The following is a 26,523-nucleotide window of genomic DNA, read 5'->3' on the forward strand; positions in this document are numbered from 1 at the left end:
AAACACGAAAACAGGGACATTCCCCCAATGATATTGGCACCACTGAAATCCCGCTTTCTCATCGCTCTTGCGGCATCCGCCCTGCTGATACCGGCGGCGGCCTCCGCACAATCGTCCGATGTATGGCGAAAGGGGATTTCGACGGTCGGGGAACTGAAACATCCCGATGGCTTCGATCATTTCGACTATGTGAACACCAAGGCACCGAAAGGCGGCACCCTTCGCCTGTCGACGGCGGGCACCTTCGATACGCTCAATCCGCTGCTCGCCAAGGGCGAGGCGGCGACCGGCCTTTCTCTTATTTTCGATACATTGATGAAATCGACGGAAGAGGAGCTGTCGGCCTCCTACGGTCTTCTGGCCGAGGGCGTGAGCTATCCCGACGATATTTCGAAAGCCACCTTCCGGTTGCGCGCGGAGGCGAAATGGGCGGATGGCAAGCCGGTGACGCCGGAGGATGTCGTCTTCAGCTTCGAAAAGGCCAAGGATTTGAGCCCGCAGCTAGCGACCTATTACACCCATGTCACCAAGGCGGAGGTGAGCGGCGAAAGGGACATTACCTTCACTTTCGATGAAAAGAACAATCGCGAATTGCCGCAGATTGTCGGGCAATTGCTGATCGTTCCCAAACACTGGTGGGAGTCAGCCGGCCCGGATGGCAAGCCGCGCGACATATCGCGTGGCACGCTGGAGCCGGTGATGGGTTCCGGCCCCTACAAGATTGCCTCAGTCTCTCCCGGCTCGACAATTACTTATGAACGCCGCGACGACTACTGGGGCAAGGACGTCAACGTGAATGTCGGGCTGAACAATTTCAAAACCATCGCCTACACCTTCTTCGCCGATCAGGATGTCGAATTCCAGGCCTTCAAGTCCGGTACCGTCGATTTCCGGCAGGAAGCCTCCTCCAGCCGCTGGGTAACGGGTTATGATTTCCCAGCCGTCAAGGAAGGCCGCGTCAAGAAGGAAGAACTGCCGAATATATATCGTTCCGTCGGCATCATGCAGGCCTTCGTGCCGAACATGCGTCGCGAAAAGTTCCAGAACCCGAACCTGCGCAAGGCACTCAACTACGCTTTCGATTTCGAGGAGCTGAACCGAACGCTGGCTTACGGCCAGTTCCAGCGCATCAACAGCTTCTTCATGGGCAGCGAGCTGGCCTCTTCCGGCCTGCCGACCGGGCGAGAGCTGGAGATTCTTCAGGAACTGAAGGATCAGGTTCCGCCGGAGGTCTTCACGACAGAATATCGCAACCCCGTGGCAGGCGACCCCGCCAAACAGCGCGACAATCTTCGCGAAGCGGTCAGGCTGATGAAGGAAGCCGGTTACGAGCTGCGCGGCAACCGCATGGTCAATGCGAAAACCGGACAGCCGCTCGATATGGAGTTTCTGATCGATTCCGCCGGCATGGAAAGAACCATCCTTCCCTATGTCCAGAACCTCAAGAAGATCGGCATCAACGCCACCATTCGCACGGTCGACGCCTCGCAATATACCAACCGCACCCGCAGCTTCGATTATGACGTGATCGTCAAGCTCTGGGCGACTTCCGCGAACCCCGGAAACGAACAGGCGGATTTCTGGGGCTCGGCCGCCGCCGACCGGCAAGGATCCAACAATATTGCCGGTATCAAGAACCCCGCCGTCGATGCGTTGGTCAGGAAGGTCATATTTGCGCCCAACCGGGATGAACAGGTGGCCGCCGCACGCGCTCTCGACCGCGTGCTTCTGGCAAACAGTTACGTCATACCGCAATTCTACCGTGGTGAGATGTTCATCGCTTACTGGAATACGCTCATCCGTCCGGAAAACCTGCCCCAATATGGTGTCGGTTTTCCGGAAGCATGGTGGTCCAGCCAGGCCGCGAACTGACGCTGGCCTTGCTTTCGCACCGAAGGCTTGATTCACATAGGGCGAGACGAATCGCTTAAAGCGCAGGCAGGCGCTTTCAGGAAAGGACCGGGTTTGACAGAAACGAAGACCACTGACGTATCGGCCGGGAGCAGAGGCTGATGGGCGCCTATATCCTTAGACGTCTGGCGCTGATGATCCCGACCATCGTCGGCATTATGGGCATTTCGTTTCTCGTCATCCAGTTCGCGCCGGGCGGGCCGGTGGAACAGGTCGTCGCGCAATTGACCGGGCAGGGCGACAGCGCCTCCGACCGGCTCTCGGGCGGTGGCGATCTCATGGGCCAGTCCGGCGGTTTCGATGACAGCGGTTCGAAATATCGCGGCGCGCAGGGTCTCGATCCGGAACTGATCGCCAAGCTCGAAAAACAGTTCGGCTTCGACAAGCCGCCGCTCACCCGTTTTCTCGAAATGATGTGGAATTATATCCGCTTTGATTTCGGCGACAGCTTCTTCCGCAATTCCTCTGTCATCGATCTCATCATCGACAAGCTGCCGGTGTCCGCGTCGCTCGGTTTCTGGATCCTGATCATTTCCTACATCATCTCCATTCCGCTCGGCATCAAGAAGGCCGTGTCCGACGGCTCGACCTTCGACGTCTGGACCTCCGGCATCATCATCATCGGTTATGCCGTGCCGAGCTTTCTGTTTGGTATCCTGCTCATCGTCCTCTTTGCCGGCGGATCCTTCTTCGACTGGTTTCCGCTGCGCGGTCTGGTGTCGGATAATTTTGATCAGCTGAACTGGTGGCAGAAGATCATCGACTACTTCTGGCACCTGACTCTGCCGCTCATCGCGCTGTCGCTTTCGGCCTTCGCGACAACGACGCTTCTGACCAAGAATTCCTTCATCGACGAGATCAAGAAGCAATATGTCATCACTGCCCGCGCCAAGGGCCTCACCGAGCGCAAGGTTCTTTATGGTCATGTCTTCCGCAACGCGATGCTGATCGTAATCGCCGGTTTTCCGGGCGCCTTCATCTCGGCCTTCTTCACCGGATCGCTGCTGATCGAGAATATCTTCTCGCTCGATGGCCTTGGCCGCCTCGGTTATCTCTCGGTCGTCAACCGTGACTACCCGATCGTGTTCGGCACGCTCTTCATCTTCTCGTTGATGGGCCTCGTCGTCGGCCTCATTTCCGACCTTATCTATACGTGGATCGATCCGCGTATCGATTTCGAGCGGAGGGACGTGTGATGACGCTTGCCCATACCGCCGCAGCCGAAACGATAGAAAAGCCGAAGCGCCCGTGGTTTTCGCCGACCACCAAACGCCGCTGGCAGAATTTCAAGGCGAACCGGCGCGGTTATTGGTCCTTCTGGCTGTTCCTGATCCTGTTTTTCCTGAGCCTGATCGCGGAATTCATCGCCAATGACAAACCCGTCCTTGCCTCCTACAAAGGTGAGCTGCTGGTGCCGGTCATGGTGGATTATCCGGAGGAAAAATTCGGCGGCTTCCTTGCCCAGACCGATTACAAATCCTCCTTCATTCAGGACGAGATCAATGCCAATGGCTGGATGATCTGGCCGCCGATCCGTTATTCCTATCAGACGGTCAATTCCAATATTCCCCATTCGGCACCCACCGCGCCGTTCTGGCTGATGGATGAAAAAGACCGCTGCTCGGCCTATCCGCAAGGCAATGCCGATCCCGGCTGCACCCTCGGCAACCTCAACTGGCTCGGAACGGACAATCAGGCCCGCGATGTCACGGCGCGGATGATCTACGGTTTCCGTATTTCCGTGCTGTTCGGCCTGACGCTGACCATCGCGTCGGCCCTTGTCGGCGTCACCGCTGGCGCGATTCAGGGTTATTTCGGCGGCTGGACTGACCTTTTGTTGCAGCGTTTCATCGAAATCTGGTCGTCCATGCCGGTGCTTTATATCCTGCTCATCATCGCGGCCATCCTGCCGCCGGGATTCTTCGTGCTGCTCGGCATCATGCTGCTCTTTTCATGGGTCGGCTTCGTCGGCATCGTGCGAGCGGAATTCCTGCGCGCCAGAAACTTCGAATATGTCCGCGCCGCCCGCGCGCTTGGCGTCGGCAACTGGACGATCATGTTCCGGCATCTTCTGCCAAACGCCATGGTGGCGACACTGACCTTCCTGCCTTTCATCCTCTCCGGTTCGATCACGACGCTCACCTCGCTCGATTTCCTCGGCTTCGGCATGCCGCCGGGATCGCCGTCGCTGGGCGAGATGATCGCGCAGGGCAAGAACAACCTTCAGGCCCCCTGGCTTGGCCTCACTGCGTTTTTCACCATGTCCATCATGCTCTCATTGTTGATTTTCGTCGGTGAAGCGGTGCGCGACGCCTTCGATCCACGCAAGACGTTCCGGTGATCGCCATGACGGAAACAAAGACCCAACCGCTTCTCTCCGTCCGTGATCTCTCCGTCGCCTTTCATCAGGGGGGCACGACCAGTATCGCCGTTGATCACGTCTCTTTCGATCTGATGCCGGGTGAGGTCGTCGCCCTCGTTGGCGAGTCCGGTTCCGGCAAGTCCGTGACGGCGAATTCCATTCTCAAATTGCTGCCCTATCCGGCGGCAAGCCATCCGTCGGGAAAAATCCTGTTCGACGGCAAGGATATGCTGACTTTGCCGGAACGCGCCCTGCGTGCGGTCCGCGGTAACGACGTCACGATGATTTTTCAGGAGCCGATGACCTCGCTCAATCCGCTCCACACCATCGAGCGGCAGATCGGCGAGATTCTGGAACTGCATCAGGCAATTACCGGGGCGCAGGCGCGGGCGCGCACGCTGGAACTGCTGCTGCAGGTGGGTATCCGCGAACCGGAAAAGCGCCTGAAGGCCTATCCGCATGAATTGTCCGGCGGCCAGCGGCAGCGCGTGATGATTGCCATGGCGCTTGCCAACCGGCCGAAACTGCTGATCGCCGACGAGCCGACGACGGCGCTCGACGTGACGGTTCAGGCCCAGATCCTCGAACTTCTGAGCGACCTCAAGACGAAGCACGGCATGTCCATGCTGTTCATCACCCACGATCTCGGCATTGTCCGCAAATTTGCCGACCGCGTCTGCGTCATGACAAAGGGCAAGATTGTCGAGACCGGCACAGTGGAGCAGGTTTTCAATGATCCGCAGCACGCCTATACGCGTCATCTTCTGGCGGCGGAGCCGAAAGGCGAGCCGCCGCATTCCGATGCGACCAAACCGGTGGTCATGCAGGGCGACGATATCAAGGTCTGGTTCCCCATTAAAGCGGGGCTGATGCGCCGGGTGGTTGACCATGTGAAGGCGGTCGATGGCATCGATATTACCCTGCGTGCCGGGCAGACGGTTGGTGTCGTGGGCGAATCCGGCTCGGGCAAGACAACGCTTGGCCTCGCTCTCTCCCGGTTGATCGCCTCTGAGGGGCGCATCAGCTTCATCGGCCAGTCGATTGACCACTATTCCTATGAAATGATGAAGCCGCTCAGAAACCGGCTGCAGGTGGTGTTTCAGGATCCTTATGGGTCGCTCAGCCCGCGTATGTCAGTAGGCGAAATCGTCGCCGAGGGCTTGAAGGTGCATGAGCGGTCTCTGTCTGCCGATGAGCGCGATACGCGTGTCGCCACCGCGCTGGAAGAGGTCGGTCTCGACCCCGCGACGCGCTGGCGGTATCCGCACGAATTCTCCGGCGGCCAGCGCCAGCGCATCGCCATCGCCCGCGCCATGGTGCTGAAGCCCCGTTTCGTCATGCTGGACGAGCCGACATCCGCGCTCGACATGAGCGTGCAGGCGCAGGTGGTCGATCTGCTGCGCGATCTTCAGGCCAAGCATGAACTCGCCTATCTCTTCATCAGCCACGACCTGAAGGTGGTGAAGGCGCTTGCCAACGATCTGATCGTCATGCGCCATGGCAAGGTGGTGGAGAGCGGCCCGGCGGCGAATATATTCGCTGATCCGCAGCAGGAATATACCAGGGCGTTGCTGGCGGCGGCCTTTAATATCGAGGCTGTCGAAACCAAAGCGGTGAGCCAGTAGGCGCGTCGCTATTTCTATTAAGGCAATGATTTTTCTGTTGCTTTGCAAAAAATGCCGACCCATGTTGCGCAGGACGTGACGCGGAAACGGATTGATTGCAATGGCAGCGGATGTGATCGTTTTGGGGGCGGGTATCATCGGGGTCTCGGTTGCCCTGCAACTGGCTCGCAGGGGCAAGTCGGTGGTGCTGGTGGACCGGCGCGGACCGGGTGAGGAAACCTCCTTCGGCAATGCCGGGCTTATCCAGAGAGAAGGCGTCGTTCCCTACGCCTTCCCGCAGGACCTTGCTCTGCTGTTGCGCTATTCCCTGAACAACAGCATTGATGCCCGTTATCACCTCTCCGCTTTGCCGAAGATCGCGCCCTTTCTCGGCCGTTACTGGTACAATTCCGCAGCCACGCGGCACGCAGCGATTGCCCGCGCCTATGCGCCGCTGATCGAGCATTCGGTCTCCGAACACAGCATTTTGATCGACGAGGCGAAGGCCGGCGATCTCATCGTCAAGAACGGCTGGATGGAGGCCTATAGAACCGCTGCAAGGCGGGATGCAGACTATGCCTTCGCCGAGCGTCTGGCGCGTGACCACGGTATTTCCCACACGAAACTCGGGGCCGAAGAACTCGCGACTGCCGAACCGCATCTAAGCCGCGATTTCGTCGGTGGTCTGAAATGGGACGATCCCTGGTCGGTGCGTGATCCGCACGCGCTGACACTGGCCTATGTCAAACTGTTCGAAAGTCTCGGCGGAACCTTTGTGCGGGGCGATGCCTCCACCCTCAGCCAGACGGTGAGCGGGTGGACGGTGCGCACCGAAACCGGCGCGGTCGAGGCCGAACATGCCGTCGTCGCACTTGGCCCCTGGGCGGATACGGTGACGGAACGCCTGGGTTACCGCTTTCCGCTCGGTGTGAAGCGTGGCTATCACATGCATTATGCGCCGCAGGAGGGCACGAAGCTTAACAACTGGCTGATCGATGCGGAGCGCGGTTATTTTCTGGCGCCGATGCGAAAGGGTATCCGCCTGACGACGGGCGCGGAATTTGCCGAACGCGATGCGCCGAAATCTCCGGTGCAGATCGAGCGGGCGGAACGGGTGGCGCGCACGGTCTTTCCTCTTGGCGGCAGGCTGGATGCAGAACCGTGGATGGGTGCGCGCCCCTGCACGCCGGATATGATGCCGATCATCGGCAAGGCGCCAAGGCACAGGACATTGTGGCTCGCCTTCGGGCATGCCCATCACGGCCTCACACTCGGGCCCATCACCGGCCGCGTGCTGGCGGAAACCATGCTGGGGGAAACGCCTGTTATCGCCATCGACGCCTATCGCCCGGAAAGGTTCAATCCCTGATAGCCGAATCCGCTGGCCTTCCTGCGGCGGGCCACGTAACATGGGCTTATCCAAGGGGAAAAGGGGCAAGCGTCATCATGACGGCGAGGTTTCTCATCTATCAGCAGCAGGACGATTTTCGTTAGCGAAGCGCTTCCGCGCGCGAAACAGAAGAGAAACGGCCTGCTGGTGCATGATGGATGATATTGAAAACGCAAAGAAATTTTTCGCCGATAACCCCGATATCGAAATTCTCGAAGCTTTTGTCATAGATGCGAACGGCGTGCCGCGCGGCAAATGGATTCCGCGCGAAAGGGCCATCGACGTTCTTGAAAAGGGAATGGCGATCCCACGCTCCGTTTATGCGCTGGATATCTGGGGTCGCGATGTGCACGCCGCAGGCCTCGCCGAAGGCACGGGTGATCCGGATGGGTTCTGCTTTCCTGTTCCGGGCACGCTGTCGCGGGTGACATGGCTTGGCCGGCCGACCGCGCAGGTCCTGCTTGCAATGAAGAACCCGGATGGAACAGGATTTTACGGCGACCCGCGCAATGTCCTGGCGCGTGTTCTGGAAACATACAAAAAAGCCGGTCTCACGCCGGTCGTGGCGACGGAACTCGAATTTTACCTGATCGATCCGGTCCGCTCCGCGCTCGATCCCGTTCGTCCGCCCCATAGTCGCGAAGGCCGGTGGCATACGGGCCAGACACAGGTTCTGTCGATTTCCGAATTGCAGGATTTCGAGGACGTCTTCCACGATATCGCCACGGCCTGCCGGGCACAGGGCGTGCTTGCCGATACGACGCTGCGGGAAAACGGCCCAGGACAATATGAGATCAACCTCAATCATGTACCGGACGCGTTGCAGGCTGCGGATTTTGCCGTCTTCCTGAAGCGCATCGTCAAGGGTGTGGCGCGGCGTCATGATCTCGATGCCACCTTCATGGCCAAGCCTTACGGGTTGCAGGCCGGTAATGGCATGCATGTCCATTTTTCCGTCCTCGATAAGGACGGCAGGAATATCTACGCCGGAGAAAACGGCCCGTCGGACGCGCTGATGCATTCGGTTGGTGGCCTGTTGGAAAACATGGGGGAAAGCATGGCGATCTTCGCTCCCCATGCCAATTCATATCGTCGCCTGACGCCGAGCGAACATGCGCCCACCTACGCCTCCTGGGGCATCGACAACCGCTCGGCGGCGGTGCGCGTCATCGTCGCCAGCAAGGCCGCAACGCGTATCGAACACCGCGTGGCCGGCGCCGATACCAATCCCTATCTCGTCGTCGCGATGATCCTGAGTGCGGCACTTGCCGGCATGAAGGAAAAACGCCAGCCCGGCGGTGCGATTTCCGGCGACAGCCATGCCATCAACCACGAACCTTTGCCCACCAACTGGGACTACGCCCTGCAGCGTTTCACACGCTCCAGCTTCGCTTATGCGACGCTTGGCCAGCGCTACCGTACGCTGTTTTCCGCCTGCAAACAGCAGGAGCTTTCCGAATTTTCCCTGCGTGTAACCGACGTCGAATATGACGCCTATATCAGGACGGTGTGAGATGGCTGAGGTGACGAACATACCCAATCCCGGCCACACCTCCTCCTGGTACGCGGCCTCCGCCAATGTCAAATCCGTGCGGCCCTCGCTTGAGGGCGCACTGGAAGCGGATGTCTGCGTCATCGGCGGCGGCTTTACCGGCATTTCCGCCGCTCTCGAACTTTCCGAACGTGGCTATTCGGTCATCGTGCTGGAAGGCGTGCGGGTCGGTTTTGGCGCCTCGGGCCGCAATGGCGGCCAGATCGTCAATGGTTATAGCCGCGATCTCGAAACCATTGCCGGTCGCTACGGGCATGACAAGGCGGTGAGGCTCGGTGAAATGTCGCTGGAAGGCGGCACGATCATCCGCAGCCGCATCGCGAAATACGCCATCGATTGTGATCTTGTCGATGGCGGCTTCTTCGCAGCCTTTACGCCAAAACAGATCCGCGAGATGGAGGCCCATAAGGCTCATTGGGAAAAATACGGCCATGGCGGGCTTGAAATGGTCGCCAAGGCCGATGTCGGAAAATACGTGCAGACCGATCGTTATGCCGGCGGCATGATCGACCGTTTCGGCGGCCACATCCATCCGCTCAATCTGGTGCAGGGGGAAGCGGCGGCTGCCGAAAGTCTCGGTGCGCGCATATTCGAGAATTCGCGCGTTATCTCGGTGGAACGGGGCGCAAATCCGGTTGTGCGCACGGCGACGGGCAGCGTGAAGGCGAAATATGTTCTCGTCTGCGGCAACGCCTATCTCGGCAAGTTGCTGCCGGAAATCGGTGACCGCATGATGCCGGTCTCAAGTCAGGTCATGGCGACGGAGCCGCTTGATGCCGACCTGATCGAGGAACTTCTGCCCGCAAATTATTGCGTGGAGGATGCGAATTACATTCTCGACTATTATCGCCGCACCTCCGACAATCGCCTGCTTTATGGCGGCGGTATCGGTTATGGCGGCAGCGATCCGGCGGATCTGACCGGCGTTATCCGCCCGAACATGCTGAAGACCTTCCCGCAACTGGAAAAGACGAAGATCGACTTCGCCTGGAGCGGCAATTTCGCGCTGACACTGACGCGCATCCCGCATATGGGCAAGCTATCGGACAATGTCTATTTTTCGCACGGCGACAGCGGCCACGGCGTCACCACCACGCATTTGCTGGGCAAGATACTGGGCGAGGCCGTTGCGGGCCACGCCGAGCGTTTCGATGTCTGGAGTTCCCTGCCGAACTATCCGTTCCCGGGCGGCAAGACGTTCCGTGTGCCGCTGACCGTGCTTGGCGCGTGGTGGTACGGCATGCGCGACAGGCTCGGATTTTAAAACGTCACCGCTTTCAAACCGGCAAGCGCGTTGTTCGCAATATCCTCAGGTGTGGCGTCGATGCTGACGGTCACGACACCCGGTTCGCCGGTCGGCACTTCCAGCGTGGCAAGCTGCGTCTGGAGCAGCGAGAGCGGCATGAAGTGGCCCTTGCGTTCGCCCATGCGCCGGCTGAGAAGCTCCAGGCTGCCGTCCAGATAGACGAAAGCGAGCGAGCCACCGGCGGCTTTGCGAAGCCGGTCGCGATAGATTTTCTTGAGCGCCGAGCAGGAAACGACGACACCGTTATTTTCACGGCCCTTGTGCAATTCCGCGCCGATGAGATCGAGCCACGGCCAGCGGTCCTCGTCGGTCAGTGGAATGCCTTCCGACATTTTGTCGACATTGGATTTAGGGTGAAGCTTGTCGCCCTCAATAAAGGCAACGCCCAGTTTTTCCGCCAGTTCCTCTGCGACCGTGGACTTGCCAGAGCCGCTCACTCCCATCACGACGATTGCCTGTGTCACCCGAACCTCGAATGTTTCTGTTTCGACGGTCAGCCCCTAACATGCGAGGCGGATGTCGGGAACATAAAAATGCAGTGGCTCCTCGTGTCAGTGCCCGGTTTTGCGGGCTGCTGCCCTTTCCAGCGCAGAAAAGGCAGCGTGAATCAGGATCGCGAGTGCGGCAACAATCAACCCGCCCTGAAGGATAAAGGCGAGATTGTTGGATTGCAGGCCCGCAATAATGACTTCTCCGAGCGTGCGGGCCGCGACCGTCGAGCCTATGGTCGCGGTTGAAAGGCTGATGACTGCCGAAAGCCGGATGCCCGCAAGGATTGCCGGGAGGGCAAGCGGCAGTTCCACTTTGACAAGCCGCTGCCAGCCGGTCATGCCGCTGCCTCTGGCGGCATCCATCACGGCCGCCGGCAGGGTCGTCAGTCCCGTCAGCGTGTTTTCGAAAACCGGCAGCAGCGCATAGAGGAACAGCGCGATGAGCGTGGGTTTCTCGCCGAAACCGATCATCGGCACCGCGAGCGCCAGAACCGCGACCGGCGGAAAGGTCTGGCCTATGTTGACGATGCTGCGTGACAGCGGCAGAAAATCCGCTCCGAAGGGGCGGGTGACGAGAACCGCGAGCGCTCCGGCCACCAGCGTGGCAAGCCCCGTGGCAATCCCGACAATGGCGAGATGCGACAGTGTGAGTGAAAACAGGTCGGCCTGGGTGTAGATCGCCGGCGCATTGGCCTGCACGAGAGGGCGGAAAACCGGTGCGAAGACCTGCGGCGCCGCGAGGAGGACGATCAGCGCCAGTATCAGAAGGCCGGGAGCGAAAAACGAAGCGGCATTCTTCATGGGGTTCCGGCAGCACGCTGGAGGAGAACATCGCGCCGCACCCGGCCCGCCGGCTGGCCGTCGTCTTTCAGCACCGGCAGGGCATCGCAGCCCGCCCACAACATGGCCGACAGGGCATCGCGCTGGCTGGTATGCTCGTTCAGCGGTTCGCCTTCAGCGCTTCCCGGTTCCACGACCTCTGCAACGGACAGGACGGACAGCAGTTTCAGCGCGCGTTCGTTTTCGCCGATCATGGTGCGCACGAAATCCGTTGCCGGTTTCAGCACCAGTTCGGCCGGCGGGCAATCCTGAACGATACGGCCCTTGTCCATCACGGCGATGCGGTTCGCCAGATGGAAGGCCTCATCCATATCATGGGTGACGAGAACGATGGTGACGCCGAGCTTTTTCTGGATATCGAGAAGATCGTTCTGCGCCTTGGCGCGGATCACCGGGTCCAGCGCACCGAAAGGTTCGTCCATCAGAAGAATGTTCGGCTCTGCCGCAAGCGCGCGTGCCACGCCGACGCGCTGCTGCTGCCCACCCGAAAGCTCATGCGGAAAGCGGTCGGCATAAAGCGCCGGGTCGAGCTGGAAGAGATGCATCAGCGCCTCGATTTTCGCATCGATGCGCTTTCGGTCCCAACCGATCAGCTGCGGAACGGTCGCGATATTCTCCGCCACGGTGCGATGCGGAAACAGCCCATGGCCCTGAATGGCGTAGCCGATCTGACGGCGCAGCTTGTAGCCCGGAATAGTGCTCACATCCTCTCCGTCGATACGGATCGTGCCGGATGTCGGCTCCACCAGCCGGTTTATCATGCGCAGCAGCGTGGTTTTTCCCGACCCGGAAGTGCCGACGATGACGGTAACGGTGTGTGGCGCCACGGTCAGCGATACCCGATCGACCACGGCCGCATCGCCATATCGTTTCGTGATGGTGTCGATCTCGATCATGCCTTTTGCCTTCCGCCTGCGCTGAAGAGATTGCTGTCGATGATGGCGTCGAGCGCGATCGCAGCGGCAAAGCCGATGAGAACGGTCGGCACGGTGCCAAGCAGCACGAGGTCCATCGCCGTCTGTCCGATGCCCTGAAACACGAAAACGCCAAATCCGCCGCCGCCGATCAATGCCGCGATGGTCGCAAGCCCGATATTCTGCACCAAAACGATGCGGATACCGGTGAGAATGACCGGCATGGCCAGCGGAAATTCCACCCGCAGCAGTCTTTGCAGAGGTGTCATGCCAAGCCCGCGCGCGGCCTCCCGCACGGCCTGCGAGACGCCGGAAAGACCGACAACCGTGTTGGAAACGACCGGCAACAGCGAATAGAGAAACAGCGCCACGAAGGCGGGTGCCATGCCGATGCCGGCGATGCCGATCTTCGCCGCGCCGGGCACATTGGCCGCGATCCATCCGAGTGGTGCAATCAGAAGACCGAAAAGGGCAATGGAGGGAATGGTCTGGACGATGTTGAGAACGTTCAGCACACCGGCGCGCAACCGCTCGACCTTATAACAGAGAATGCCGAGCGGGATACCGACCACGGTTGCCGCAACCAGCGAGCCAATGGCAAGCTCCACATGCCGTAGCGCCTCGGTCCAGAAGATATCGGCCCGGCCGGTATATTCCTTGATGATGGAGAGATCGTCCCAGAAGCCGCTTGTCAGAACCGCCGCAAGCGTCGCGATTGCCGCCAGCAACAGCAGAATCCGTATAGTCGGTTTCGGCTGGAGACGTGCAATGCAATCAGTAGTGAGCAGCGCAAGCCCTGCAAACATCAGCCAGAAACCGCTGGCGGGGGAAACGCGGGCAAAACTGTTGCCTTCAGGCGTCAGCGCCGAGGCCGCCTGCCCGACGAAGATCGCCAGCACTGCCAGGCCAACCAGCGCAACTGCGAGTTTCAGGCGTGCCGGAAAACGAAAAAAGGCGATGAAGGCGGCGACAAGAATGGTGGCGGCGAGGAGGGTAGCAGCAGGAACCGGAAGGGCTTCGAAGATCGTGCGCGTTTCGCCCTGAATGATCCGGTTGGCGCGGAATGTCATGAAGGGAGATGCAAAAAGCGCGTAGAGAAGCAGGCACGAAATCAGCACGCCCACCTTATCAGGCCATTTCGTCAAATTGCGCTCCCGCGGATCATAGGTTCGTGCGGGATGGAAAAACCGTGCATAGGGTTGCACCATCCCGCTTCCCAAAGACTATTATTTGAGGAAACCGTTCTTCGTCAGGAAGTCGGTCGCAACCGCCTTGGCCTGTTCGCCACCCACCTGCACGCGGGCGTTCAGGTCCTGCAGGGTCGCCAGATCCAGCTTTTCGAATACGGGTTTCAGCAATTCCTCGATATTGGGATACTTTTTCAGCACCTCTTCGCGGATGATCGGTGCAGGCTGGTAGACGGGCTGCACATGCTTGTCGTCTTCAAGAACGACCAGACCGGATGGGGCGATGCCGCCATCGGTGCCATAGACCATGGCCGCATTGGCATTGTTTGTCTGATTGGCGGCAGCGGCGATGGTGGCCGCGGTATCGCCGCCGGATAGCGTGATCAGCTGATCCGGCTTCATGGTGAAGCCGTAGGTTGTCTGAAATGCCGGCAGGGCAGCGGCGGAATTGACGAATTCCGAGGAGGCGGCAAGAACCACCGCACCGCCATCGGCGATGTACTTTCCGAAATCCGAAAGCGTTTTCAGATTGTTTTTGTCGGCGACATCCTTGCGAAGCGCAATCGCCCAGGTGTTATTCGCGGGTGATGGCGTCAGCCAGACGATCTTGTTGGCGTCATAATCGAGCGTTTTCGCTTCCTCATAACCCTTTGCGGCATCCTTCCAGAGCGGGTCGTCCGCCTTGGAGAAAAAGAAGGCGGCATTGCCGGTATATTCCGGATAGATGTCGATCTCGCCCGCAGTGATCGCTTTTCTCACCACCGGGGTGGCGCCTAGCTGGATGCGATCCGTCGTCTGGATATTGTTTTTGTTCAGCACGGCAAGGATGATGTTGCCGAGAACGCCGCCCTCCGTATCGATCTTTGACGACACGACCACCTGCGCCTGAGCGATGGAGCCATAAAGTGCAAGCGCCAATCCGACGCCTGTCAACATCATCACGCGTTTCATGAAAATTCCTCCGGTGGGTCAGCCTGTCGAACACGCGAAAATTGCCGTCGCAATTGCGGAGAAACAGAAACGGCCAGAAGAACAAATGGTTGCAACGCCACCAGCTTTTTTTGCGGGAATGGCAGGCGCGCTTGCCCCGCTCAGGTTTTGTCGTCCTGTTTGCGTGCATCCTTGCCCATGACGAGCGGCATGAGGACGGATAGGAACAGAAGCCGGAGAACATGATGTGAGCCGACATAGGCGGTATCGGCATGCATCATCACCGCCATGGCGGCCATGGTTTCAAGGCCGCCCGGCGAATAGGCGATCATCACGGCATTGAGCGGAACGCCGGTAATGCCGGAAATCATCCAGGCAATGCTTCCGGCGATCACCATCACGGCGATGGTGACGACGAAACCCGCCAGAAAGCCTTTCCGAACGTCCATCAGGGATACATTCGAAAAACGCGTTCCGATGAGACAGCCGATCAGCACATAGACCGGCAGGCTGAGCCAGGTCGGAACACCGCCCTCGGTGAGGCCGGTAATGTGGGTGCCGATGGACACGGCAACACCGCCGAGCAGCAGGGCTGCCGGAAATTTCCATCGCAGGAAGAGCCATCCCATGGCAAGTGATGCGCCAATGGTCAGCGCCAGTGTGAAAAGGCCCATCGGCGGGTTGACGATGAGCGGCTCCGTGCTGACGAGGTCGAAATATTCGACGATCAGCGGCACGGAAAGGGTGAGCGCCAGCACCCGCACGCTTTGCACGATACTGACCGTCGCAAGGTCGCTTTTCGTCTCCGCGCCAAGACTGATGATGTAGCTGAGGTGCCCGGGCGAAGCGCCGAGCATCGCCGTGGTGCGGTCGTATCCGAAGCCGTAATGCAGGATCCAGTAGGCGACATAGAGCATGATGACGACGGCGACCAGCACGACGACGAAGCTCAGGGGCCATGTTTTTGCAGCATCGATGACCGAAGGCGTGACGCTCGTTCCCATCGAAATGCCGACAATGACGAAACAGGCATTGCGGATGAAGGCGGGAATTCCGAGCCTCACGCCGGCCAGTCCCGTGATCGTCACGGCGAGTGCCGGGCCGGAAAGAAAGGGGGCCGGGATATTGAGGAGGCTGGCGATGAGCGCACCCATGCTGCCGACAAGCGCGGTAAGCGCAAATGTATGGAATTCAGGCTTGATGATCATTACGACGCTGATGGGTTGCTTCAGAAAAGCTCGCGACCAAATGCGCCGCTTCGTCTTGCGACGTCAACATGCGGGGCCAAAAATATTATATTTCAAGAGCATTTTATAAAAGAAAAGCCCGTGGCCTGCGGACACGGGCTTGGCGACTGCCGATAGGCAGGGGACGATCAGGCAGCCGGCAGAGGAGCGGCAACTTTCGGCATTTCCGTATCGATCCCGAGCAGGAAGTTGATCTGCGGCCGTGCCTTGACGAGATCGTCGATCGAATATTCCGTCAAAACGTCAAAGAAGGCATTGAGCGCCTTGCGAAGTGCTGAGTTCAGCCCGCAGCTGTCCACAAGCGGACATTCGACAGCGCCATCCTCGAAGCATTCCGCCATCGCGAAGCTGTCTTCCGTCACCTTCACCACGTCAAACAGGCTGATCTTTTCTGCAGGCTTGCCAAGACGCACGCCGCCATTGCGGCCGCGCACAGTTTCCACCAGCCCGGCCTTGTTGAGCGGCTGCAGAATTTTGAAAAGGAACAGCTCAGAGACGCCGTAAGCCCGCGCAATCTCCGGAATGCGGCTCAGCTTGCCTTCATTCGCGGCGCAATACATCAACATGCGAACGGCATAGTTGGTCTGTTTGGTCAAACGCATGCTGGTCTCCTAACTCTCAATGTGGAGTTATATAGTCTCTTTTTCAGTTTAGAACAATTCCAGAAACTGAAAAAACTGGCATCCATCCGATATTTCTCGAACGGCCTTGTTGACCGGCCCGATGATTCATGAACAAACAAGTCAAGAATCTGAATGTAATGGAGGCATTCGTAATGGCAAGCTTGAAATCATGTTTTTCCGCTGCCGTTTTTTCCGGGTTGACGATGTTTCTGACCGCGCCCGCCGCTTTTGCGGATGGTGAGGTAAACGTCTATTCCTATCGACAGCCGGAGCTGATCCAGCCGTTGCTCGATGCCTTCACGAAAGAAACGGGCATAGAGGCCAACGTTCTTTTCCTCGATAAGGGACTGGTGGAGCGCATTCAGGCCGAGGGGGTCAATTCGCCGGCCGATATTCTGCTGACAGTTGATATTGCCCGTCTCGTCGAGGCGAAGGAAGGCGGCGTCACGCAGCCGGTGCTGAACGATCCCGTCATCGAGAAGGATATTCCGCCCAATCTGCGCGATCCGCAGGGCGAATGGTTCGGCCTGACGACGCGTGGCCGGGTTGTTTATGCTTCCAGGGAACGGGTGACCCAGAAGGACATCACCTATGAGGAGCTTGCCGATCCGAAATGGAAGGGCAAGATCTGCATTCGCGACGGCCAGCATTCCTACAATATCGCGCTGATCGCCTCGATGATCGCCCATCATGGTGTGGATTATACGCGTACATGGCTGACGGGCCTGAAGAACAACCTGGCGCGCAAGCCTGACGGAACCGACCGCAGCCAGGCAAAATCGATCTTTTCCGGCGAGTGCGATATTGCGCTTGGCAATACCTATTATGTCGGCCTGATGCTGACCAACGACCGCGAGCCGGAAGAAAAGGAATGGGCGGGATCGGTGCGGGTGATCTTCCCCAATGCGGGCGATCGCGGCACGCATGTGAATATTTCCGGCATGGCCCTGACGAAATACGCGCCCAACAAGGACAATGCGCTGAAGCTGATGGAATTCCTCGCATCGCGCGAAGCACAGGAAATCTATGCCAAGCAGGTCTTCGAATATCCGGTCCTGCCCGGCGCGGAGCCTTCCGATGTGGTGAAGGGCTTCGGCCCCATTAATCCGGACAAGCTGCCGCTGACGGATATCGCCGCCCATCGCAAACAGGCATCCGAGCTGGTGGATGAAGTCGGTTTCAACGACGGCCCAACCAATTGATGTCGCTGCCAATGCCCGCGATCGGTTGAGAGTTAGGCTACCGGCGGGTCAATTTCCCGCCGGCTTTTCGTCCAGAGACGCATTGTAGTCGAGGATAGCCTTGCGCCTTTCCGGCGTTCCGGGATGGGTGGACACGATGCTGGTGCCGCCCTTGTCGCCGAGTTTTTCCTCAAGAAGCGCAAAGAAACGCTCTATCGCGGTGGGATCCAACCCGGCCTTGCGCATCAATTCCACGGAGCGCTGGTCGGCCTGCCGTTCGGCGTCGCGCGAATGCGACAAAGCCAGAAGGCCGCCGCCCTGGGTGAGAATATCTTCCATGGCCGAACCGACATCGCCGGCAATCAGCATGACGAGACCGGCGACACCGGCGGCGCGATAGAGCTGCCGCAGGCTGTGTTGATATTCGACATGGCCGATTTCATGCGCAAGAACCCCGATGATCATCTGCCTGTCGTCACCGGCCAGCTCCACCAGTTCATCCGTCAGAACGATGGTGCCGTCCGGAAGCGCAAAAGCATTGGGGCCGATATAGCCGCCTTCGCGAAAATTCAGCTTGTAGTCCTCGGGCGAGCCTTCAGCGTGGGCGGCGATCTTTGCGAACTCTGAACGGATCGCGTCCTGTTCCGGCTGCGGCAGGGCGCTCGGAGAAAACACCGTCTTGTCGAAGGCCTGCAGCGTACTGGCCGACATGACCTGCGGAACGATTGGCGGCGTGACGGCAACCGCCACCTCCACGAGGGCCGGAAGAGCAAGCTTGTAGGTGCCGTAGGCGAGAAGAACGGCCGCGGCCGCGATGCCGACCAGCCGTGGACGAAATTGTTCCAGCCAATGCACGAAGCCGGAACGTTTCGTGATGTGCCGGCCGAGCAGCCGGTCCACGCCATCATTGTCGCGTGTTTCAAAGAGCGAGCCGTCAGGAAAGTGCAGCTCCCGGGGAATGGCCCCGACCCGATGGCTGATCTCAACCGTATTTATCTCGGCCTGGGTTCTGACATGGTTGTCCCCGGCGTCGAGCACGAGAAGGACAGTGCCGCCAAGTTTTAACCTGGCGGCGCTCGAAAGGTTTGAGCGAGCGGCATGCCACTCGCCCGAAACGGTTTCTCCGGTATCAGAAACCAAATTCGAAACCTTCCATATCCATATATTCGGCGCTGACGGCCGCACCCGTCGCCTCCATGGAGGAGAGTACCTCGCCCACATCGCCGTTGAAACGGATTGCCGTGCGCTCGACGGTGTAACGCGCCTCGCGCACCGCCGCCCAAGGCCGCATCAGGCCGAAGGTGAAAACGGTGACGATCAGGTTGGAGATGACGATCCAGAGGTAACGGCCGCGGTGAAGGTCGCTGTGCAGGTCGTGCTTTCCGTCAAGCAACATGGACGAGATGACGACGTTGCGAACACCGGTGCGATAAACCACGCCGGCAAGGCCATAGACGAGAAATGCGCCAAAAAGACCGATATAGAGAGAGGCAAGCGCAGTCACCATGGCAGTCGTCTCATCTTCGAGCATCGCGCTGTTGGCGGCAAAGGCAGCAATGCCGAAGAAGCCGACCACGACGCTGCCGATCACGACCATGATGGCGGGAATGATCCAGACCCGGTAAAGCGCGCCAATCTTCGGATCGGCAGTGAAAGGGCGATCACCATAACGCAGATTGCTGAAAATGTAGCGGTTCGCCCAACGGCTGGCCAGAGGCGCCAGAATGCCGAAGGAAAAGAGCGCGACCAGGCCGCCAAGCAGAATGGAAACGAAAGCCCCGCCGGCGGTGCCGACGAAATCGAAACGCACATTGCGATAGCTCGTCACCCGCGCATTAAAACGGATGCTGCGTGTGATCAGCCAGGGAAAGAAGATCATCAGCAGGATCAACGGCAGGAAGACCAGAAACGGATGGATGAGGCCAACAAGCTGCGAGATGACGATGAAGGCAAAGGCGATCAGGCGGCCCTTGAAGATTTGTCCGCCGGTGGCGTGATAACCGAAGGCGCGGCCGGCAAGCACGGTATTGCCGTTGAAGTAACGCTTGCGGCGCACCTTCGCCCAGGCGGAATAGATGCCGATGGTGATGATCGTCAGAAGAATATTGACGATCCAGATTCCGAAATATTCCTTCGCGTTTCCGGTGAAGGAGCCGCGTTCGATCCCGCGCTGATCCGCACGGACAGAGATGTCACTCATAAATAATCCCTCATGGCATGCCCCTCTCCGGGCAGATTGAGTTTGCAAGCTTCCCCGTTATTCGTCGGTTTGGCAGCGTCCCCACGCCGCAACGGCACTCTTACGCGATAACAGCTTTAAGTGGAATTATTTTGACAGAAGAAAACTTGATTTTTTTAGTTATCTTTTTAATCAAAAAAGCCCCGCCGTGAAAACAGCGGGGCTTTTTTAGCATTTCGGTCGTGTCGGCTTATTTCATCGTCGGCATGACGAATTCGGCACCCGATTTGATACCGGACGGCCAGCGCGAGGTGATCGTCTTGGTCTTCGTCCAGAACTTGATCGAATCCGTGCCGTGCTGGTTGAGGTCGCCGAAGCTCGAAGCCTTCCAGCCGCCGAAGGAGTGATAGGCAAGCGGAACCGGGATCGGAACGTTGATGCCGATCATGCCGATATTCACGCGGCTTGCGAAGTCGCGGGCGGCATCGCCGTCGCGGGTGTAGATCGCGACACCGTTGCCGTATTCATGTTTCATCGGCAGTTCCAGCGCGTCTTCGTAGTTCTTGGCGCGAACGACGGAGAGAACCGGTCCGAAGATTTCCGTCTTGTAGATGTCCATATCAGGAGTGACGTGGTCAAACAGGCAGCCGCCGACGAAATAGCCGTCTTCATAGCCCTGCAGCTTGAAGTCGCGGCCATCGACCAGAAGCTTCGCGCCCTGTTCGACGCCGCTGTCGATCAGGCCCTTGACGCGCGTCTGCGCTTCCTTGGTGACGAGCGGGCCCATATCGGCCTTGTCGTCGGTATAGGGGCCGATCTTCAATGCTTCGATCTGGGGGATAAGTTTTTCAACGAGACGGTTTGCCGTCTCTTCGCCAACCGGAACCGCAACGGAAACGGCCATGCAGCGCTCGCCGGCCGAACCGTAACCCGCACCCATCAATGCGTTCACCGCCTGATCGAGATCCGCGTCCGGCATGATGATCATGTGGTTCTTCGCACCGCCGAAGCACTGCGCGCGCTTGCCGTTCATGGCGGCTGTGCCGTAGACGTAACGGGCGATCGGCGTCGAGCCGACGAAGGAGACAGCGCCGATATCCGGATCGGTCAGGATGGCGTCGACAGCACCCTTGTCGCCGTTGACGACGTTGAGAATACCAGCCGGAAGACCGGCCTCGATCATCAGTTCGGCAAGACGGATCGGCAGCGACGGGTCGCGCTCGGAAGGCTTGAGGATGAAGGCGTTACCGCAGGCAATCGCCGGCGCAAACATCCACATCGGGATCATGCCGGGGAAGTTGAACGGTGTAATGCCTGCGCCAATACCGACCGGCTGGCGGATCGAATACATGTCGATGGCCGGGCCGGCGCCTTCGGTGAACTCACCCTTCTGCAGATGCGGAATGCCGCAGACGAATTCGCAGACTTCGAGGCCGCGCACGATATCGCCCTTGGAATCCTCGACGGTCTTGCCGTGCTCGCTGGAGAGCAGCACAGCCAGCTCGTTCATGTCGCGGTTCAGAAGTTCGACGAACTTGAAGAAAACGCGGGCGCGGCGCTGCGGGTTGGTGGCCGCCCACTTGGGCTGTGCCGCCTTGGCGCTTTCAACGGCGGCGCGCAGTTCGGCGTCGCTGGCAAGCGCAACGGTTGCCTGCACTTCGCCGGTCGCCGGGTTGTAGACATTCGATGTGCGGCCGCTGGTGCCGGGCACATGCTTGCCGTTAATGAAATGACCGATTTCCTTCATGGGTTTTCCTCCAGAATGTGATGGCGCAGCATTACCTTTCGATTTGCACAAATCAATCGCCTGAAATAAGCATCCATTGTGCAAAAATAGACATAATGAGGGTGCCGTGAACTGGGATGATGTGCGTTTGTTTCTAAGCGTTGCGCGAAGCGGCCAGTTTCTTTCAGCGGCGAGAAAGCTTGGCGTCAACCATGCCACCCTCAGCCGGCGCATTTCCGCACTGGAAGCGGCCATCGGCACGCAGCTGTTTTTGCGAAGCACCAATGGCTGCGAGCTGACGGAAGAAGGCCAGCGCCTTCTTGCCGGGGCCGAACGCATGGAAACCGAAATGCTGAACGCCCAGGCAAATCTCGGCCGCGTCGATACGGCGGTGGCGGGAACGGTGCGTATCGGCGCGCCGGATGGTCTCGGCGTGTCCTTTCTCGCGCCTCGGCTTGGCAGGCTCACGGCACGGTATCCCGAGCTGAAGATCCAGCTTGTGCCGGTGCCGCGCTCATTCTCCCTGTCGCAGCGCGAGGCCGATATCGCCATCACGATCGAAAGGCCGGAGCAGGGGAGGCTGATGTTTTCGAAGCTCACCGACTATTCGCTGGGGCTTTATGCATCGGAGGCCTATCTCGCTGAATACGGAACGCCGGCGGATGTCGACGCACTGAAACGCCATCGCCGCATCGGTTACGTGGAGGATCTGATCTTCTCGCCCTCCCTGAATTACACCGGCGAAATCATGCGCGATTGGGATGCCGCCTTTGAAATCTCCAGTGCCACCGGCCAGACGGAGGCGGTGCGCTCCGGCGCCGGTATCGGCATCCTGCATAATTACATCGCCGGGCAATATCCCGAACTTCTGCGGATCATGCCACATCTCGGTATCAGCCGGTCCTACTGGACGGCCTATCACGAGTCCGCCCGCCAATTGGTTCGTGTCCGCACGGTGGTCGATTTTCTTCAGGAACTCGTGGCCGAAGAACGGCGAATCTTCACCTGAAACCGACGTTCCCGATCTATTAGTAATATTATTGTGCGAGTCCGATGGCTCCGGGCTTGACAAGGCACGGTTGGGTGAACGACCAATGCAGCCATTGGGAGAAATCGGAATCTGACATGTCGAATATGATAAGAAAGCTGTCGCCGACTGGCCTTGGCGTGGCCGTCATGCTGCTTGGAATGCTGCTTTTTGCATTGAACGACGCCATGGGAAAATGGCTCGTCTCCACCTATAGCCAGGGTCAGGTTATCCTGATCCGAAGTGCTGCGGCCCTTGTCATCCTCGTTCCGATTGTCTGGCGAGCCGGTCTTCCCGGCCTCGTGAAAATCGAGCGGCCATTTCTCCAGGTGGCGCGCGTATTTTTCTCGACCGCCGAGCTTTTCTGTTTCTATTTCGCCGTTGCGAGCCTGCCGCTGGCCGACGTCATGACTTACTGGCTTGCGGCCCCGATCTATGTGGCGGCGCTCTCGCCGTTTCTGCTTGGGGAAAAGGTGGGCTGGCGTCGCTGGACGGCCATTGCCATCGGTTTTGTCGGCGTTCTTATCGCGCTGAAACCAAGTTCGGCAAGCCTCACCTCCGCCGCGCTGTTCTCCATTCTCGGCAGCGCCGCATTTGCCTTCATGATGTTGTCCGGACGCCAGCTACGCAATACGCCGGATACCGTACTCGCCTTCTGGCAGATCATCGGCGCCGCCCTTGCGGGCATTGTTGCGGTGTTCGTCACGCCATCCGGCTGGTTGCCGGTCCAGTCCAGCTTTGATCTGGCGTTTCTCGGCCTGCTCGGCGTGGTCGCCATGGCGGCGCATGTACTGGTCAACCGGGCCCTGAAACTCGCGGACGCCGCCACTGTCGCGCCGCTGCAATATACATTGCTGCTCTGGGCGGTGATTTTCGGCTGGCTGTTCTTCGGTGATGTGCCCCAGACGAGTATCGTCGTCGGTGCGGGCCTGATTGTTCTCTCCGGCCTCTATATCTTCTTCCGCGAAAATACGCTCAAACGCCGTCGCGAAACCGCCGAAGGACTGGCTGCGGAGCAGGTTTGATCTTTCTTGTCCGCCGTTGTTACACTCACGGGACTTGACGAAGGCGTGATCTTCAGGGAGTAAGAAGGGGCCCTGCGATGATTTGTCTCGCAAGGGCAGAGGAAACAAAGGTGCCGGGCCCCTCTGGCGAGAGTTTTACGGCGCTCTCGCGATGTCGGTACCGCCTGCAAAAATTGGCCGGCGGATTAAAAACTATGAAAAACCTGAATGTGCTTCGCGCGCGTGCTTTCTGCGTGCGGCCTGACGCCTCGCGTCGGTCCGCTATCGCTCTCGTTACCGGAGGTACCCGGACATGAGCGCCGCCCAGAAAACCACGCTGTCCTACTTCAAGTGGGCTTTTATCGTCACCATCGTCGGTCTCATCCTCGGCGGCTATCTTGGCTGGGAAATGACCGGAACGGTCAGCGGCACGGCGACGATCTTCTTCATCTGTGCGGTGCTCGCCGTGCTGGAAATCTCGCTTTCCTTCGACAACGCCATCGTCAACGCCAACAAGCTCAAGGAGATGACGCCGGTCTGGCAGCACCGCTTCCTGACCTGGGGTATTCTGATTGCCGTTTTCGGCATGCGTATCGTCTTCCCGCTGCTGATCGTGGTCGTTGCCGCGAATGTCGGCCCCTGGACGGCGCTCGTCATGGCCGCCACGGAGCCGGAACGTTATTCCGAGATCATGCGTGACGCCCATCTGCCGATCGCTGCTTTCGGTGGCACCTTCCTGATGATGGTTGGCCTCAACTTCTTCTTCGACCATGAAAAGGACGTGCACTGGGTGCGTTGGATCGAGGAAAAGGCTGCGGTCTATTCCTCCGTCAAGGGCATCGAGATCGCCTTCGTGCTGGTCGTTATGCTGATCTTCTCGCGCATCATCGGCGCTAGCGACAATCCGGAGCTCGGTCCGGTCGCGGCCAATACCTTCTTCCATTCGGCGATCTGGGGTCTTTTGACCTTCCTGCTGGTGGAAGTGGTCGGTGGTATTCTCGATCGCAGCCAGGAAGTGCTGGAAGGCGCCGCAAAAGGCGGCTTCGGGGCGTTTCTCTATCTCGAAGTGCTCGATGCGAGCTTCTCCTTCGATGGAGTTATCGGCGCCTTCGCGCTCACGCAGAACCTGTTCATCATCGCCATCGGCCTCGGCATCGGCGCCATGTATGTGCGCTCGATGACGATCATGCTGGTGGAAAAGGGAACGCTTGCCGAATACCGCTATCTGGAGCACGGCGCATTCTACGCGATCCTTATCCTGTCGGTCATCATGTATGTCCAGACCATGTTCCATATACCGGAGGTCATTACCGGCCTTGGTGGTGCGACCCTGATCGGCATCTCGCTCTGGTCGTCGATCCGCCACAACCGTCAGCAAAGCGCTGATGCGGTTGACGCTGCACGCGGCGCGGAAATCTGATCAGCGATGATCCTTGCCTTCCGCCGCTGAGGCGGAAGGCAGTTTTTAGGCATTGAATCTTGTGTTGCCTATTTTTGTTGCCATTTATTCTTTGCGTAAAATTTAAACTGTAAAGCTGATTTGCCTTCTAAAGGCCTGTTTCTGCTCTCTTTTGTGCGCCGCAATAAAACTGGCACGCTTCCTGCATCTCACATTGCAAGTCCAGAGGGGACACTAAAGCCCGGAAAACGGGTCGATAAATACCGCCGCGCCGCGCGACCTTAAAGGTTTGCGAAGGCGCGGCGGTTTTGTTTGTGCGGTATGGTTCTTGAGTTTTGCTTCCGGTTGAATGAAAACGGTGGGATAACGACTGGAAGGTTTAGCCTTTTGCCTGCAGAACTTTCGCCTACGGAGGCCCTTGGGCTTTGGCATCGTGTATCCACGGCGCAGGTAACGGCCGATGCGCCGGATTTGACCTTGCGTCAGACCGCGATCCTGCTGCAGATTTATCTCGTGCCGCCGCCCCATACTGTTCGTGGACTGGCCGCGATGCTGGGCGTGACCAAACCGGTCATCACCCGCGCACTCGACAGTCTCGGGGTGCTGGGGCTGGTTGACAGGGTGCGTGACGAGCGGGACAAGCGTAATGTTGTGATAAAACGCACGGTGGCAGGTGCGCTCTATCTGGAAAAATTCGGCGATCTGATTATTGATCAGGCGCGCAAGATCTAACCCCTGGATGTGAACCCATGATGCTCGACCGCCGCCTGAATGTCTTCCGCTCCGATCTGGCCGACGAGAAACTGCAAGGTTTGGTCCAGGCCGAACGTTTTGTAACCGGCACCGCGGCACAGATTACGGCCCCCGTGACCGGTCTGCGGCCAACACCCGACCTTGCTGCCGGTATCGATACGGAGCTCCTCTTTGGCGAAACCGTGCGCGTTTTCGACCGGGCGAATGGCTGGGCCTGGGTGCAGGCGGATGCGGATGGTTATGCCGGTTATGTGCCCGAGACGGTGATCGGCGATGTGGTCGCCGCTACCCATCGGGTGGTTGCGCCGCGCACCTTCCTCTATCCTTCCGCCGAACTGCGCAAGCCGCCCGTTGCTGCCTTGTCCATGGGGAGCCTGATCCGGATCGTCGGCGAGGCGGAAACACGCGGCACCCGTTATCTGTTGACTGAAAAAGGCGAGGGGGTCATCGCCGCCCATTGCCGGGAAACCGATGCGGCTCTTGAAGAAGACTATGTGGCGGTGGCGCTGCGTTTTATCGAAACGCCTTATCTCTGGGGTGGACGCTCCGGCTTCGGCATCGATTGTTCCGGCCTCGTGCAATTGTCCATGGCGATGACGGGCCGCCGGGTTCTGCGCGATACCGACATGCAGGTGAAATCGCTTGGCCTGGAGATAGAACGTGATGAATTGCGCCGCGGCGATCTGGTCTTCTGGAAGGGCCATGTCGGCCTCATGGAGAATGAGGAAACGCTGCTGCACGCCAATGGCCATACGATGAATGTCGCGCGCGAAAATCTCGATGCGGCCATCGAGCGTATCGGCTGGCTTTACGAAAAGCCGACGGCCTTCCGGCGTCTGGAAAGCTGAGGGGGAAGCTTTTCACGAAATTGTGCCTGCCTCGCCCTTTGTGCGAATG

At 58.9% G+C, this 26,523-nt stretch carries 23 protein-coding genes; 13 read left to right on the top strand and 10 right to left on the bottom strand.

What is annotated here, in order from left to right; translation table 11 throughout:
* The first annotated feature begins 27 nt into the window (after positions 1–27).
* The 7 genes from AGR13A_RS00630 (at position 28) to AGR13A_RS00660 (ending at position 10,083) form a co-directional block, all read left to right on the top strand.
* Complete coding sequence (locus tag AGR13A_RS00630) at positions 28–1,872, top strand: extracellular solute-binding protein (RefSeq protein WP_080833074.1); 1,845 nt, start codon at positions 28–30, stop codon at positions 1,870–1,872.
* Between the two features lie 140 nt (positions 1,873–2,012).
* Positions 2,013–3,107, top strand: coding sequence for a microcin C ABC transporter permease YejB (locus AGR13A_RS00635; RefSeq protein WP_080833077.1), 1,095 nt, complete (start codon positions 2,013–2,015; stop codon positions 3,105–3,107).
* Positions 3,107–4,252, top strand: coding sequence for an ABC transporter permease (locus AGR13A_RS00640; RefSeq protein ID WP_080833080.1), 1,146 nt, complete (start codon positions 3,107–3,109; stop codon positions 4,250–4,252). The genes AGR13A_RS00635 and AGR13A_RS00640 overlap by 1 nt, the downstream gene beginning before the upstream one ends.
* A gap of 5 nt (positions 4,253–4,257) precedes the next feature.
* Positions 4,258–5,898 carry an ABC transporter ATP-binding protein gene (locus tag AGR13A_RS00645; RefSeq protein ID WP_080836398.1) on the top strand — a complete coding sequence of 547 codons (1,641 nt, stop codon included), beginning with the start codon at positions 4,258–4,260 and terminating at the stop codon, positions 5,896–5,898.
* Positions 5,899–5,998: 100 nt separating this feature from the next.
* On the top strand, positions 5,999–7,246 hold the full coding sequence (locus tag AGR13A_RS00650; RefSeq protein ID WP_080833083.1) for an NAD(P)/FAD-dependent oxidoreductase: 1,248 nt from the start codon (positions 5,999–6,001) through the stop codon (positions 7,244–7,246).
* Positions 7,247–7,418: 172 nt separating this feature from the next.
* Positions 7,419–8,780, top strand: coding sequence for a glutamine synthetase family protein (locus AGR13A_RS00655; protein ID WP_035219508.1), 1,362 nt, complete (start codon positions 7,419–7,421; stop codon positions 8,778–8,780).
* 1 nt (position 8,781) lies between these two features.
* Positions 8,782–10,083 carry an NAD(P)/FAD-dependent oxidoreductase gene (locus AGR13A_RS00660; RefSeq protein ID WP_167377362.1) on the top strand — a complete coding sequence of 434 codons (1,302 nt, stop codon included), beginning with the start codon at positions 8,782–8,784 and terminating at the stop codon, positions 10,081–10,083.
* On the opposite strand, the gene AGR13A_RS00665 is transcribed toward AGR13A_RS00660, so the two are convergent.
* The 7 genes from AGR13A_RS00665 to rirA form a co-directional block, all read right to left on the bottom strand.
* Entirely contained in the window at positions 10,080–10,568 is a 489-nt protein-coding gene (locus AGR13A_RS00665) for a gluconokinase (RefSeq protein ID WP_167377504.1), read from the bottom strand. The two genes, AGR13A_RS00660 and AGR13A_RS00665, sit on opposite strands and share 4 nt — an antisense overlap.
* 108 nt (positions 10,569–10,676) lie before the next feature.
* A complete protein-coding gene (locus AGR13A_RS00670) occupies positions 10,677–11,417 on the bottom strand; it encodes an ABC transporter permease (protein WP_080833090.1) in 741 nt (246 codons plus the stop codon).
* Positions 11,414–12,352, bottom strand: a complete 939-nt coding sequence (locus tag AGR13A_RS00675; RefSeq protein WP_080833093.1) for an ABC transporter ATP-binding protein — start codon at positions 12,350–12,352, stop codon at positions 11,414–11,416. Before AGR13A_RS00675 ends, AGR13A_RS00670 begins: the two co-directional genes overlap by 4 nt.
* Positions 12,349–13,515, bottom strand: coding sequence for an ABC transporter permease (locus AGR13A_RS00680; protein ID WP_167377363.1), 1,167 nt, complete (start codon positions 13,513–13,515; stop codon positions 12,349–12,351). The genes AGR13A_RS00675 and AGR13A_RS00680 overlap by 4 nt, the downstream gene beginning before the upstream one ends.
* A gap of 81 nt (positions 13,516–13,596) precedes the next feature.
* On the bottom strand, positions 13,597–14,508 hold the full coding sequence (gene osmF / locus AGR13A_RS00685) for a glycine betaine ABC transporter substrate-binding protein OsmF (protein WP_080833096.1): 912 nt from the start codon (positions 14,506–14,508) through the stop codon (positions 13,597–13,599).
* Between the two features lie 140 nt (positions 14,509–14,648).
* Complete coding sequence (locus AGR13A_RS00690; protein WP_080833099.1) at positions 14,649–15,695, bottom strand: AbrB family transcriptional regulator; 1,047 nt, start codon at positions 15,693–15,695, stop codon at positions 14,649–14,651.
* Between the two features lie 167 nt (positions 15,696–15,862).
* Positions 15,863–16,336 (bottom strand): iron-responsive transcriptional regulator RirA, encoded by a 474-nt coding sequence (gene rirA, locus AGR13A_RS00695; protein ID WP_035219495.1) that lies wholly within the window; start codon positions 16,334–16,336, stop codon positions 15,863–15,865.
* Between the two features lie 173 nt (positions 16,337–16,509).
* On the opposite strand from rirA, the gene AGR13A_RS00700 reads away from it, so the two are divergent.
* Positions 16,510–17,559, top strand: a complete 1,050-nt coding sequence (locus AGR13A_RS00700; RefSeq protein WP_167377364.1) for a Fe(3+) ABC transporter substrate-binding protein — start codon at positions 16,510–16,512, stop codon at positions 17,557–17,559.
* A 48-nt stretch (positions 17,560–17,607) separates the two neighbouring features.
* Here AGR13A_RS00700 and AGR13A_RS00705 read toward each other — a convergent pair whose 3' ends face one another.
* The 3 genes from AGR13A_RS00705 to AGR13A_RS00715 all read right to left on the bottom strand — a co-directional run bounded on the left by AGR13A_RS00705 (position 17,608) and on the right by AGR13A_RS00715 (position 21,464).
* Complete coding sequence (locus AGR13A_RS00705) at positions 17,608–18,678, bottom strand: M48 family metallopeptidase (protein ID WP_139785997.1); 1,071 nt, start codon at positions 18,676–18,678, stop codon at positions 17,608–17,610.
* Positions 18,668–19,738, bottom strand: coding sequence for a YjgN family protein (locus tag AGR13A_RS00710; protein WP_035219489.1), 1,071 nt, complete (start codon positions 19,736–19,738; stop codon positions 18,668–18,670). The genes AGR13A_RS00705 and AGR13A_RS00710 overlap by 11 nt, the downstream gene beginning before the upstream one ends.
* 229 nt (positions 19,739–19,967) lie before the next feature.
* Complete coding sequence (locus AGR13A_RS00715; RefSeq protein WP_035219487.1) at positions 19,968–21,464, bottom strand: CoA-acylating methylmalonate-semialdehyde dehydrogenase; 1,497 nt, start codon at positions 21,462–21,464, stop codon at positions 19,968–19,970.
* A gap of 106 nt (positions 21,465–21,570) precedes the next feature.
* Between AGR13A_RS00715 and AGR13A_RS00720 the strand changes: the two genes are divergently transcribed.
* The 5 genes from AGR13A_RS00720 (at position 21,571) to AGR13A_RS00740 (ending at position 26,474) form a co-directional block, all read left to right on the top strand.
* Complete coding sequence (locus AGR13A_RS00720) at positions 21,571–22,452, top strand: LysR family transcriptional regulator (protein ID WP_080833104.1); 882 nt, start codon at positions 21,571–21,573, stop codon at positions 22,450–22,452.
* 125 nt (positions 22,453–22,577) lie between these two features.
* Positions 22,578–23,495 carry a DMT family transporter gene (locus AGR13A_RS00725; protein ID WP_035219874.1) on the top strand — a complete coding sequence of 306 codons (918 nt, stop codon included), beginning with the start codon at positions 22,578–22,580 and terminating at the stop codon, positions 23,493–23,495.
* Positions 23,496–23,787: 292 nt separating this feature from the next.
* Positions 23,788–24,894, top strand: coding sequence for a DUF475 domain-containing protein (locus AGR13A_RS00730; protein WP_080833108.1), 1,107 nt, complete (start codon positions 23,788–23,790; stop codon positions 24,892–24,894).
* 366 nt (positions 24,895–25,260) lie between these two features.
* Positions 25,261–25,605, top strand: coding sequence for a MarR family winged helix-turn-helix transcriptional regulator (locus AGR13A_RS00735; RefSeq protein ID WP_080833110.1), 345 nt, complete (start codon positions 25,261–25,263; stop codon positions 25,603–25,605).
* A gap of 17 nt (positions 25,606–25,622) precedes the next feature.
* The gene (locus AGR13A_RS00740) at positions 25,623–26,474 is read left to right on the top strand and encodes a C40 family peptidase (protein WP_080833113.1); all 852 of its coding nucleotides are present in this window, start codon (positions 25,623–25,625) and stop codon (positions 26,472–26,474) included.
* Positions 26,475–26,523: the final 49 nt, after the last annotated feature.

It is taken from the genome of Agrobacterium genomosp. 13 str. CFBP 6927 (assembly GCA_900012615.1).
Taxonomy (GTDB): Bacteria; Pseudomonadota; Alphaproteobacteria; order Rhizobiales; family Rhizobiaceae; genus Agrobacterium.